General features: G+C 67.5%; 13 protein-coding genes. 8 read left to right on the top strand and 5 right to left on the bottom strand.

Features of this window, described 5'->3' with window-relative positions; all coding sequences use genetic code 11:
- The first annotated feature begins 200 nt into the window (after positions 1-200).
- The 5 genes from BM297_RS00955 to BM297_RS00935 all read left to right on the top strand — a co-directional run bounded on the left by BM297_RS00955 (position 201) and on the right by BM297_RS00935 (position 4,093).
- Positions 201-1,463, top strand: a complete 1,263-nt coding sequence (locus BM297_RS00955) for an ATP-binding protein (protein WP_092427400.1) — start codon at positions 201-203, stop codon at positions 1,461-1,463.
- Between the two features lie 28 nt (positions 1,464-1,491).
- Positions 1,492-2,052, top strand: coding sequence for a response regulator transcription factor (locus BM297_RS00950; RefSeq protein ID WP_092427398.1), 561 nt, complete (start codon positions 1,492-1,494; stop codon positions 2,050-2,052).
- 291 nt (positions 2,053-2,343) lie between these two features.
- A complete protein-coding gene (locus tag BM297_RS00945) occupies positions 2,344-3,321 on the top strand; it encodes a M23 family metallopeptidase (RefSeq protein ID WP_092427396.1) in 978 nt (325 codons plus the stop codon).
- 22 nt (positions 3,322-3,343) lie between these two features.
- Complete coding sequence (locus BM297_RS00940) at positions 3,344-3,658, top strand: hypothetical protein (RefSeq protein ID WP_245768176.1); 315 nt, start codon at positions 3,344-3,346, stop codon at positions 3,656-3,658.
- Between the two features lie 18 nt (positions 3,659-3,676).
- Positions 3,677-4,093 (top strand): bactofilin family protein, encoded by a 417-nt coding sequence (locus BM297_RS00935; protein WP_092427394.1) that lies wholly within the window; start codon positions 3,677-3,679, stop codon positions 4,091-4,093.
- A 60-nt stretch (positions 4,094-4,153) separates the two neighbouring features.
- Here BM297_RS00935 and BM297_RS00930 read toward each other — a convergent pair whose 3' ends face one another.
- From BM297_RS00930 to gatC, 5 genes are all read right to left on the bottom strand, one after another.
- Positions 4,154-5,239, bottom strand: a complete 1,086-nt coding sequence (locus tag BM297_RS00930; protein ID WP_092427392.1) for a calcium/sodium antiporter — start codon at positions 5,237-5,239, stop codon at positions 4,154-4,156.
- A 106-nt stretch (positions 5,240-5,345) separates the two neighbouring features.
- Positions 5,346-5,720 carry a septal ring lytic transglycosylase RlpA family protein gene (locus tag BM297_RS00925; RefSeq protein ID WP_092427390.1) on the bottom strand — a complete coding sequence of 125 codons (375 nt, stop codon included), beginning with the start codon at positions 5,718-5,720 and terminating at the stop codon, positions 5,346-5,348.
- Between the two features lie 53 nt (positions 5,721-5,773).
- Positions 5,774-7,222, bottom strand: a complete 1,449-nt coding sequence (gene gatB, locus BM297_RS00920) for an Asp-tRNA(Asn)/Glu-tRNA(Gln) amidotransferase subunit GatB (RefSeq protein ID WP_092427388.1) — start codon at positions 7,220-7,222, stop codon at positions 5,774-5,776.
- Between the two features lie 11 nt (positions 7,223-7,233).
- Positions 7,234-8,685 (bottom strand): Asp-tRNA(Asn)/Glu-tRNA(Gln) amidotransferase subunit GatA, encoded by a 1,452-nt coding sequence (gatA, locus tag BM297_RS00915; RefSeq protein ID WP_092427386.1) that lies wholly within the window; start codon positions 8,683-8,685, stop codon positions 7,234-7,236.
- The gene (gatC, locus tag BM297_RS00910; protein WP_090305770.1) at positions 8,685-8,972 is read right to left on the bottom strand and encodes an Asp-tRNA(Asn)/Glu-tRNA(Gln) amidotransferase subunit GatC; all 288 of its coding nucleotides are present in this window, start codon (positions 8,970-8,972) and stop codon (positions 8,685-8,687) included. The genes gatA and gatC overlap by 1 nt, the downstream gene beginning before the upstream one ends.
- Positions 8,973-9,180: 208 nt before the next feature.
- Here gatC and mreB point away from each other — a divergent pair, with 208 nt between their 5' ends.
- From mreB to mreD, 3 genes are read left to right on the top strand one after another with little or no spacing between them, the layout of a single operon-like run.
- Complete coding sequence (gene mreB, locus BM297_RS00905) at positions 9,181-10,221, top strand: rod shape-determining protein MreB (RefSeq protein ID WP_092427384.1); 1,041 nt, start codon at positions 9,181-9,183, stop codon at positions 10,219-10,221.
- Between the two features lie 32 nt (positions 10,222-10,253).
- On the top strand, positions 10,254-11,288 hold the full coding sequence (mreC, locus tag BM297_RS00900) for a rod shape-determining protein MreC (RefSeq protein WP_092427382.1): 1,035 nt from the start codon (positions 10,254-10,256) through the stop codon (positions 11,286-11,288).
- Positions 11,288-11,779: a rod shape-determining protein MreD gene (mreD, locus tag BM297_RS00895; protein ID WP_092427380.1), complete on the top strand. Its 492-nt coding sequence runs from the start codon at positions 11,288-11,290 to the stop codon at positions 11,777-11,779. The genes mreC and mreD overlap by 1 nt, the downstream gene beginning before the upstream one ends.
- Positions 11,780-11,805 lie beyond the last annotated feature (26 nt).

The following is an 11,805-nucleotide window of genomic DNA, read 5'->3' as shown; positions in this document are numbered from 1 at the left end:
GCAGGCGGCCCTGCGGCCCGCATTCGCCGCGGGTCGCGCCTCCTACAGGTTCGATGCGGCGCTTGCGCTACTGCTGGGAGCCCCGACCTCGGGGCAACGCTGTCGGTAATTTTGGGCGGCGAGCTGTAGCGCCGCGCGTATTTGCCGCAGCCGGCGGGCCGGTGCGCTGGTTATACTCTGCCCAGTTTCCGGAATCCCTCATGCAAGCGCCCGTTCAGTTACTTTCCGCCAGTCTGCAGAACCTCGGCCGGCTGGTGTTGATCCGTCTGCTCGTGCTGGCCGCCCAGGCCGGCTCGGTCGGTTTTGCCTGGCTGTCCGGCAAGCTCGAGCTGCCGTGGACCGAGCTGGGCATCACCCTCGGCGTTTCGGCGCTGCTGAGCATCTTCACCGCCCTGCGCCTGCGCGCCTCCTGGCCGGTCACCGAGCTGGAGTACGCGGTGCAGCTGGGCTGCGACCTGGTGATTCACAGCCTGCTGCTGTACTACACCGGCGGCTCGAGCAATCCCTTCGTCTCTTACTACCTGGTGCCGCTGACCATCGCCGCGGCGACCCTACCCTGGCTGCACACCCTCACCCTGGCCGGCCTGGCGTTGGCCAGCTACACCCTGCTGCTGCTCTGGTCGCACCCGCTGGAGATCCCCGCCGGTCCGCGCGAGAGCCTGGTGATCTACGGCATGTGGCTGAGCTTCGCCCTGGCGGCGGTGATGATCACCTTCTTCGTCGCCAAGATGGCCGAGGGGCTGCGCCGTCAGGAGCAGCTGCGCGCCGAGCGTCGCGAGGAGGGCATGCGCGACCAGCAGCTGCTCGCCGTGGCGACCCAGGCCGCCGGTGCCGCCCACGAGCTGGGCACCCCGCTGGCGACCATGAGCGTGCTGCTCAAGGAACTGCGCCAGGAGCACCGCGACGAGCCGGCGCTGCAGGAGGATCTGGCCCTGCTGCAGGAGCAGGTCAAGCTGTGCAAGGACACCCTGCAGCAGCTGGTGCGCGCCGCCGAGGCCGAGCGCCGCCAGTCGATCAGCGAGCAGGGCGTCAACGAATGGCTGGAGGCGGTGCTGCGCCGCTGGCACCTGATGCGTCCCGAGGCGACCTATCGCTACCAGTGCCTGGGCGTCGGCACGCCGCCGCGGCTGATGCCGCCGACCGATCTCAGCCAGGCGCTGCTCAACCTGCTCAACAATGCCGCCGATGCCTGCCCGGACAAGCTCGACATCCGCCTCGACTGGGATGCGCGGGAGATTTGCCTGAGCATCCGCGACCATGGCGTCGGCGTGCCGTTGGCGATCGCCGAGCAACTCGGCAAGCCGTTCTTCACCACCAAGAGCCGCGGCAAGGGCTTCGGGCTGGGGTTGTTCCTCAGTCAGGCCAGCGTGACCCGCGTCGGTGGTACAGTGAAACTCTACAATCACGAAGAAGGCGGCACGCTCACCGAGCTGCGCCTGCCGCGCAATTACGGCGTCGCCTGAACGCCGAACCTGCCTTGCGAGGAATGAAATGAGCGAAGAAGCCCTGTTCGATACGGAAGAACAGCCGCATCTGCTGCTGGTGGACGACGACGAGACCTTCACCCGCGTGCTGGCGCGCGCCATGAGCCGACGCGGCCTGCGCGTGTCGGTGGCCAATTCGGCGGAGCAGGGGCTGGCGCTGGCCGAACGCGACCTCCCCGACTACGCGGTGCTCGACCTGAAGATGGACGGCGACTCCGGCTTGGTGCTGCTGCCCAAGCTGCTCGAGCTGGACGGCGAGATGCGCGTGGTGATTCTCACCGGCTACTCGAGCATCGCCACCGCCGTGGAGGCGATCAAGCGTGGCGCCTGCAACTACCTGTGCAAGCCGGCGGACGCCGACGACGTGCTGGCGGCACTGCTCTCCGAACATGCCGATCTCGACAGCCTGGTGCCGGAAAACCCGATGTCGGTGGATCGCCTGCAGTGGGAGCACATCCAGCGCGTGCTGACCGAGCACGACGGCAACATCTCCGCCACCGCCCGCGCCCTGGGCATGCATCGGCGCACCCTGCAGCGCAAGCTGCAGAAGCGTCCGGTACGCCGCTGAGCGACGCAGCGCCGGCTTCCCGGCCGCTAAGGGGCGAGCGTCGGCGCCAGGGGTGAATGAATCCTGGGCCTGGCTGGCGTGCCGGCGGGGTGGGTTGGATCCCGCGAGCGTGCGCCGGCGGGCGGCGGCTGAGAGCGCCTGCCGGTAGCTTATTTCGCCAGGAAAGCCAGGAAATTCTCGTAATCGCCCAGCAGGCCTCAGAAAAAAACTGCCATTTGCGCAAAATCCCCCTTGGTACTCAACGGCTTGCCCCCCACCGGGCAGGCCGCTTTGTTTTCTGGGGAGTCCACCATGAAGTTATTTTCGCCGTCGAGCCGCTCCCTGACGCGCGACGCCATCAAGGTCGTCAGTTTGCGTCGTCTGCTGGCCCCGGCTCTGGGCGCGCTGCTCGTGTTGAACCTCGGGGTGTTTGTCGGGGGGGTCTGGGTTGGCCGCGGCCTGAGCCCGGCACAGCCACCGCTTGCCGAGGTCGAGGCCGTGCCCAGCGCGGAAGACCGCTTCGCCATCGACCGCGTCGGTGTCCTGGTCGGTCGCCTGAAGTCGCTGGAGTCGGATGTGTTGGCGCTGGGGAAAATGCTCGGCGAGCACAAGAAGCTGACCCGCGAGGTATCGAGCCTGGATCCGGCGCTGCTGCCGGCGTTGGTGCCGGACAAGCGCGGCGGGGCCGGCCAGGGCGGTGTGCTGCTGCCGCCGCAAGGTTGCTCCGGCGAGTCGCTGCAAGGGCAGGCGCCCTCTCTCGCGGATCTGCCGCGCACCGAGGAGGCGACGCGCTGTCTGCGCAGCGTGCTCGACGGGCTGCTGGAGAGCGTGGCCAAGCGCAATGCCGCGCTGATGACGATTCCGTCGCGCCGCCCGGTGGTGGCGCAGGCCCGCTTCGGCTCGGCCTTCGGCAACCGCGTCGATCCGTTCAACCGGCATCTGGCCTTCCATTCCGGGGTGGACTTTTCCATCCACACCGGTGCCGCCGTGCTGGCCGCGGCTGGCGGCCGGGTCCGATTCGCCGGGCGCAATGGCGGCTATGGCAAGCTGCTGGAGATCGACCACGGCAATGGCCTGGTGACCCGTTATGCCCATCTTTCCCGCATGGATGTGCGCAAGGGTGAGGTGGTGACGCCGGGACAGCGGATCGGGGCGGTCGGCTCGACCGGGCGTTCCACCGGGCCTCACCTGCATTTCGAGGTGCTGCGCCACGGTCGCTTCGTCGACCCGCAGCGTTTCCTGGCGCTGGGCGAGATGGAGCGCGATGCCGATGCTGTGGCCCTCGACTAGAAAGCCTTCCACCCGCGAGCTGGTGCGTGCCGAGCACCGCCTGCTGGTCGCCCGCGGCGGCCGCCTGTGGCGATGGGCGGTGTTCCTCGTGCTGTGCCTGATCGCTGCGGCGCTGCTGCTGCGTCTCGACGGCGGCAATGCCGAGGAGACCCGGCTTGCTGCTCTGGTCGAGGAAAATCGCAGCCTCAAGGCGACGCTGGAACAGAGCCGCCTGCAGCGACAGGAGGCTAAGGCCACCGAGGAGCAGCTGTTGCGGCGGATTGCGCAGATGACGGCGCAGGTCAAGCGCTTGCAGACGGATCTGGCCTTTTTCCGTCAGCAGAAAAACAACCACTAGTCATTCGGGAGCAAGGTGATGTTCAGCAGTAAGAAGTCGGCTTCACGGGTGTCGATCGACAAGTTCTCCAGCCTGATCTCCGGCAACGTGTCGATGACCGGCGATCTGGAGTTCGAGGAAGGTCTCAAGGTCAGCGGTGTGTTCAAGGGCAACATCACCCACAAGACGGGCACCCACAGCCTGCTGGCGCTCAGCGCCGAAGGCCGCATCGAGGGCAATGTGAGCAGTTATGACGCACTGATCGACGGCACCATCGTCGGCGATCTGCTGGTCGAGCACCTGCTCGAGCTGCACTCCAATGCACGGGTGTGCGGCAACATCAGCTATCGCCAGCTGAGCATGGAAAATGGCGCGGTGGTCGACGGCAAGCTCACCCGGTTGGACGACGAGACCAAGGTGCTGGAGCTGCCGCATCTGCAGGCCCAGGAGGCCTGAGCAGTCGCGCGGTGACCCCGAGGCCAATGCGCCCGATTGCCGGGCGCATTGGCTGGCGCTTCAGCGCTGCAGCTTCCAGGCCCGCCCACCGATCACCAGCAGGGTGATCGCGGTCAGCGGCAGGACGAACCACAGCATGGCCTGGCTGAACATGCCGAGGCCGGGGGCGTCGGTGCTGTGCATGATCAGCCAGGTGGTGTAGATGGCGTAGTAGGCGACGAACAGGGCGCCCTCCCAGCGATTGATCCGGTAGCCGGCGAAGAAGATCGGCAGGCAGGCCACCGCCACGGCGATCATCACCGGGAAGTCGAACGACAGGGCGTTGGCCGAGACGTTGATCGGCAGCGGCGAGACCAGCGAGGCCAGGCCCAGTACGCAGAGCAGGTTGAACAGGTTGCTGCCGACCACGTTGCCGACGGCGATGTCGCGTTCGCCCTTGAAGGCGGCGATCATCGAGGTGGCCAGCTCCGGCAGCGAGGTGCCGACGGCAATGATGGTCAGGCCGATCACCAGCTCGGACAGGCCCAGCGCCTTGGCCAGGGTCACGGCGCCTTCGACCAGCAGGTTGGAACCGCCGACCAGCAGCACCAGGCCGGCGACCAGCAGGGCGAGGTTGATCGCCCAGGCGTAGGGCTTGGGCGTCTCGTGCAGGCCGAACTCGTCGGCAAACTCGTCGCCGCTGGCGGCCGCCTTGTCGCGACGGCTGCCGATGATCAGGAACAGGGTGTAGGCCACCACGCCGCCAAACAGCAGGGCGCCATCCAGGCGGCCAAGACTGCCGTCCATGGCCAGCGCCCAGGTCACCAGGCTGGCGCCGATCATCAGTGGCACGTCGAGGCGGATCAGCTGGCGCGAGACGATCAGCGGCGCGACCAGCGCCGACAGGCCGAGGATCAGCAGGACGTTAGCGATGTTGCTGCCGACCACGTTGCCGATGGCGATGTCGCCGCTGCCATTCAGCGCGGCCTGCACGCTCACTGCGGTTTCCGGTGCGCTGGTGCCGAACGCCACCACGGTCAGGCCGATGATCAGCGGCGGGATGCCGAACTGGGCGGCCAAGCGCGCGGCGCCGCGCACCAGCACTTCGGCGCCGGCGACCAGCAGCACCAGGCCGGCGATGAGGTAGACGAAGGTCATCAGGGTCATTGCTTGCAGACTCCGCAAAAAATTTGCGCAAGCTTAACGGTTTATCGTGACGCCGCCAGTGTTTGCCGGCCGTCGAGTGTTACCGCGTGCTGCGTGGGCGGGCGGCTCAGTCCGCCAGCTGCTCGACGCGTACCGGCGCCACGCCGCTGCGCAGCATGCCGAGGCGTTCGGCGGCCGCACGTGACAGGTCGATGATCCGCCCGCGGGCGTAGGGGCCGCGGTCGTTGATGCGCACCACCACGCTGCGCTGGTTGTGCAGGTTGGTGACCCGCACCCGGCTGCCGAACGGCAGCTGGCGGTGGGCGGCGGTCAGGGCGTGCATGTCGAAACGCTCGCCGCTGGCGGTGCGCCGGCCATGGTGACGGCTGCTGTAGTAGGAGGCCTTGCCTTCGCCGCGATAGCCGCCGGGGTCGGCGGCCTGGTCGCGGCTGGCACAGCCGGCCAGCAGGATGAGCAGGGTGGCGAGGAGCAGTTGTTTCATCGGGGATACCTGTAGATGGCACAACGCCGGGCGAACCCGGCGTTGGCGTTGGCTTACCCTTCGAGCTTCTGCTTGAGCAATTGGTTCACCTGGCCGGGGTTGGCCTTGCCCTTGGAGGCCTTCATCGCCTGGCCGACGAAGAAGCCGAACATCTTGCCGCGCTTGGCTTCGTCGCTGGCGCGGTACTGCTCGACTTGCTCGGCGTTGGCGGCCAGCACCTCGTCGAGCATCGCCTCGATGGCGCCGGAGTCGGTGACCTGCTTGAGGCCCTTCTTCTCGATGACCTCATCGGCGCTGGCGCCTTCGCCGGCGGCCAGGGCCTCGAACACCATCTTGGCGATCTTGCCGGAGATGGTGTTGTCCTTGATGCGCAGGATCAGGCCGCCCAGCTGTGCGGCGGACACCGGCGACTGGTCGATTTCCAGGTTGTCCTTGTTGAGCAGGCTGGACAGCTCGCCCATCACCCAGTTGGCGGCCAGCTTGGCGTCGCCGCAGACCGCGAGCACGGCCTCGAAGTAGTCGGCCAGTTCGCGGCTGGCGGACAGCACGCTGGCGTCGTAGGCCGACAGGGCGAACTCGCGCTCGAAGCGCTCGCGCTTCTGCACCGGCAGCTCCGGCAGCCCGGCACGGATTTCCTCGAGGAAGCTGCGCTCGATCACTACCGGCAGCAGGTCGGGGCAGGGGAAGTAGCGGTAGTCGTTGGCTTCCTCCTTGCTGCGCATCGAGCGCGTCTGGTCCTTGTTGGGGTCGTACAGGCGGGTTTCCTGCACCACCGTACCGCCGTCTTCGATCAGCTCGATCTGCCGCTGCACCTCGAAGTTGATCGCCTTCTCGATGAAGCGGAACGAGTTGACGTTCTTGATCTCGGCGCGGGTGCCGAACGCGGCCTGGCCCTTGGGGCGCACCGAGACGTTGCAGTCGCAGCGCAGCGAGCCTTCGGCCATGTTGCCGTCGCAGATGCCCAGGTAGCGCACCAGGGCGTGGATCGCCTTGACGTAGGCGACCGCTTCCTTGGCCGAGCGGATGTCCGGCTCGGAGACGATCTCCAGCAGCGGCGTGCCGGCGCGGTTGAGGTCGATGCCGGTCATGCCGTGGAAGTCTTCGTGCAGGCTCTTGCCGGCGTCCTCTTCCAGGTGCGCGCGGGTGATGCCGATGCGCTTGCTGGTGCCGTCTTCCAGGGTGATGTCGAGGAAGCCCTTGCCGACGATGGGGTGGTCCATCTGGCTGGTCTGGTAGCCCTTGGGCAGGTCGGGGTAGAAGTAGTTCTTGCGCGCGAAGACGTTGCTGGCGGCGATCTCGGCGTCGATCGCCAGGCCGAACTGGCAGGCCATGCGCACCGCTTCGGCGTTGAGCACCGGCAGGGTGCCGGGCATGCCCAGATCGACCAGACTGGCCTGGGTGTTCGGTTCGGCGCCGAAGGTGGTGGCGCTACCGGAGAAAATCTTCGAGCGGGTGCTGAGCTGGGCGTGGATTTCCAGCCCGATCACGGTTTCCCATTGCATGTGTATCGTCCTCAGAATCCGGCCGGGGCGCGGGTGTGCCAGTCGCTCACCTGCTGGTACTGGTGCGCCACGTTGAGCAGGCGCGCCTCCTGGAAATACGGCGCCAGCAGCTGCACGCCGATCGGCAGGCCGTCGACGAAGCCGGCCGGCATGGACAGGCCGGGAACGCCGGCGAGGTTGGCGGTGATGGTGTAGATGTCTTCCAGGTAGGCCGACACCGGATCGCTGCTCTTCTCGCCGAGCTTCCAGGCCGGGTTCGGCGTGGTTGGGCCGACGATCAGGTCGACCTCGTCGAACGCGGCGACGAAGTCGTTCTTGATCAGCCGGCGGATTTTCTGCGCCTTCAGGTAGTAGGCGTCGTAGTAGCCGGCGGACAGCGCGTAGGTGCCGACCATGATGCGCCGCTGCACTTCGGCGCCGAAGCCCTCGCCGCGCGAGCGCTTGTACAGGTCCTCGAGGTTGACCGGGTTCTCGCAGCGGTAGCCGAAGCGCACGCCGTCGAAGCGCGACAGGTTGGAGCTGGCCTCGGCCGGGGCGATCACGTAGTAGGCGGGGATCGCGTGCTGCGTGTTCGGCAGGGAAATCTCTTTCACGCTGGCACCGAGCTTCTTCAGCTCTTCCACGACGGCGAGTACGGCAGCAGCGATGCGGCTGTCGAGGCCGGCGCCGAAGTACTCCCTGGGCAGGCCGATGCGCAGGCCGGCCAGCGGCTGGTTCAGCTCGGCCAGGTAGTCGTCCACCGGGACGTCGACGCAGGTGGAGTCCTTGGCGTCGAAGCCGGCCATGCCGGCCAGCAGCAGGGCGCAGTCCTCGGCGCTGCGGGCGATCGGGCCGCCCTGGTCGAGGCTGGAGGCGTAGGCGATCATGCCCCAGCGCGACACGCGACCGTAGGTCGGCTTGAGGCCGGTGAGGTTGGTCAGCGCCGCCGGCTGGCGGATCGAGCCGCCGGTGTCGGTGCCGGTGGCGGCGGGAATCAGACGGGCGGCCACGGCAGCCGCCGAACCGCCGGAGGAGCCGCCGGGCACGCGCTCAAGGTTCCACGGATTCTTCACCGCGCCGTAGTGGCTGGACTCGTTGGCCGAGCCCATGGCGAACTCGTCCATGTTCAGCTTGCCGAGGCTGACCGTGCCGGCGGCGGCGAGCTTGGCCACCACGGTGGCGTCGTAGGGTGCCTTGAAGTTATGGAGGATCTTCGAGGCGCAGGTGGTCAGCACGCCCTCGGTGCAGAACAGGTCCTTGTGGGCGATCGGCGCGCCGAGCAGGGCGCCGCTCTCGCCGGCGGCGCGGCGCGCGTCGGCGGCGGCGGCCTGGGCCAGCGCCTGGTCGGCGGTGACGGTGATGAAGCTGTTGAGCTGCGGGTCGAGCGCCGCGATGCGCGCCAGCAGGGCCGTGCTCAGTTCGACGGCGGAGAAGTCCTTGGCGGCCAGGCCGCGGGCGATTTGCGCCAGAGTCAGTTGATGCATCACTCGATCACCTTGGGAACCAGATACAGACCGTTTTCCACGGCCGGGGCGATGGCCTGGTAGGCGTCGCGACGGTTGGTCTCGGTCACCACGTCGGCGCGCAGGCGCTGGGTGGCTTCCAGCGGGTGGGCCAGCGGCTCGATGCCGTCGGTGTCGACCGCCTGCATCTGGTCGATCAGGCCGAGGATGTTGTTGAGGGTCTCGGTGGTGCGCGGAATCTCGACCTCGGCCAACCCCAGGCGGGCCAGGTGGGCGATCTTTTCCACGTCGGAGCGTTCGAGCGCCATCAGGTGTCTCCAGCGGAAAGGCGACGAATGACCGGCAGGCAAGGCGGGGGAACATAAACCGCCAAATGGCGGTCAAAGGCCGCGATTGAGGGCCATGGAGGCCCGGAAAAGCGAGCAATCTAACATATGTGCGCCTTGCCCAAAATCCCTGCCGTTGTTAGAGTCTGCCGCACTTTTAGCCACGCGTTCCCCCAGGGTTTTTCCTCCCATGTTGAAAAAACTGCGCGGCATGTTTTCCAGCGATCTGTCGATCGACCTGGGTACTGCCAACACCCTTATTTATGTACGCGAGCGCGGCATCGTGCTCGACGAGCCGTCGGTGGTCGCCATTCGCACCAGCGGCAACAATCAGAAGAGCGTGGTCGCCGTCGGTACCGAGGCCAAGCGCATGCTGGGCCGTACCCCGGGCAACATCTCGGCCATCCGGCCGATGAAGGATGGCGTGATCGCCGACTTCAGCGTCTGCGAGAAGATGCTGCAGTACTTCATCAACAAGGTGCATGAGAACAGCTTCATGCAGCCGAGCCCGCGCGTGCTGATCTGCGTGCCGTGCAAGTCGACCCAGGTCGAACGCCGCGCCATTCGCGAGTCGGCGCTCGGTGCCGGCGCCCGCGAGGTGTTCCTGATCGAGGAACCGATGGCGGCCGCCATCGGTGCCGGCCTGCCGGTGGACGAGGCGCGTGGTTCGATGGTCGTCGACATCGGCGGCGGCACCACCGAGATCGCGCTGATTTCCCTCAACGGCGTGGTCTACGCCGAGTCCGTGCGGGTTGGCGGCGACCGTTTCGACGAAGCCATCATCACCTACGTGCGCCGCAACTACGGCAGCCTGATCGGCGAGGCCACCGCCGAGCGGATCAAGCAGGAAATCGGTGCCGCCTTCCCGAGCAGCGAAGTCCGCGAGATCGACGTGCGCGGTCGCAACCTGGCCGAGGGCGTGCCGCGCAGCTTCACCCTCAACTCCAACGAGGTGCTCGAGGCGCTGCAGGAGTCGCTGGCCGCCATCGTCCAGGCGGTGAAGAGCGCCCTGGAGCAGTCGCCGCCGGAGCTGGCTTCGGACATCGCCGAGCGCGGCCTGGTGCTGACCGGCGGCGGCGCGCTGCTGCGCGACCTCGACAAGCTGCTGGCCCAGGAAACCGGCCTGCCGGTGATCGTCGCCGAGGATCCGCTGACCTGTGTCGCCCGGGGCGGTGGTCGCGCCCTGGAGATGATGGATCGCCACTCCATGGATCTGCTTTCCACCGAGTGATCGGTGGGCAGCACCTGATGCCGGGGTGAGCCATCAAACCGCTTTTTGCCAAGGGCCCCGCGCTGGGCATCCGCCTGCTGGTGCTGATCGTCCTGTCGATCGCGCTGATGGTCGTGGACGCCCGCTTCGATGTGCTCAAGCCGCTGCGCAGCCACATGGCGCAGGTGCTCACCCCCTTCTACTGGCTGGCCGAGCGGCCGCTGCGCCTGTGGGAGGGGGTCAGCCAGCAGTTCAGCAGCCGTGACGAGCTGATCGCCGAAAACGAGAAGCTCAAGGCCGAGGCGCTGCTGCTGCAGCGTCGCCTGCAGAAGCTGGCCACCCTCACCGAGCAGAACGTGCGCCTGCGCGAGCTGCTCAACTCGGCGGCGCTGGTCGACGAGCAGGTGCTGGTCAGCGAGCTGATCGGCATCGACCCCAATCCCTTCACCCATCGCATCCTGATCGACAAGGGCGAGAAGGATGGCGTGTTTCTCGGTCAGCCGGTGCTCGATGCTCTCGGCCTGATGGGCCAGGTGGTCGAGGTGATGCCCTACGCCGCGCGCGTGCTGCTGCTCACCGATACCACCCACAGCATTCCCGTGCAGGTCAATCGCAACGGCCTGCGCGCCATCGCCGCCGGCACCGGCAACCCCGAGCAGCTCGAGCTGCGCCATGTGGCCGATACCGCCGACATCAAAGAGGGCGACCTGCTGGTCAGTTCCGGCCTCGATCAGCGCTTCCCGGCCGGCTATCCGGTGGCGACAGTCAAGGAAGTGAACCACGACTCCGGCCAGCCCTTCGCCGTGGTGCGTGCGCTACCCACCGCCCGTCTCAACCGCAGCCGCTACCTGCTGCTGGTGTTCAGCGATCGGCGCTCGCCGGAGCAGCGCGCCGTCGATGCGGCGCTGGCCCAGGAGGCCGCCGATCGCGAGGCCGCCGCCGGCGGTGCGCCGGCGGCGGGGCCAGCCCCCGCAGCGGGTGCAGCGGCCGACGCTGCGGTTCCCGCTGCGAGTGCGCCGCCACCGGCCGCCACGGACGCGCCGGCGCCGCCTGGGGCGCCGCCCGTAGCCGCCGAAGGAGCACACTGATGGTGGGTAACATCCGTTCCCGCAATGGCTGGTTCGTCTGGTTCAGCCTGGTGATCGGCCTGCTGCTCAGCGTGGCGCCGATGCCCGAGTTCATGAGCGTCGGCCGGCCGCTGTGGCTGGGACTGGTGATCGGCTACTGGTCGCTGGCCGCCCCCCAGCGGGTCGGCATGACCCGCGTCTGGCTGCTCGGTCTGGCCGCCGACGTGCTCTACGGTACGCCACTGGGGCAGAATGCCCTGGTGCTGGCGCTGATCGTGTTCATGCTGATGTCGCTGCATCAGCGCCTGCGCATGTTCCCGGTCTGGCAGCAGAGCCTGGTGTTGCTGGTGGTGTTCGGTCTGGCCCAGCTGGTCCAGCTGTGGCTCAATACCCTGACCGGCAATCGTCCGCCGACCCTGCTGTTCCTCTTTCCGGCGCTGGTCAGTGCCTTGCTGTGGCCCTGGGTGTTCACCGTCATGCGCTGGTTCAGCCAGCGGCTGAACGTCTACTGAGCCCCTCCGGGCCTTCGCCATTCACG

The sequence above is a fragment of the Geopseudomonas sagittaria genome, assembly GCF_900115715.1.
Classification (GTDB): domain Bacteria; phylum Pseudomonadota; class Gammaproteobacteria; order Pseudomonadales; family Pseudomonadaceae; genus Geopseudomonas; species Geopseudomonas sagittaria.
This window is presented reverse-complemented; position numbering and strand designations above follow the sequence as displayed.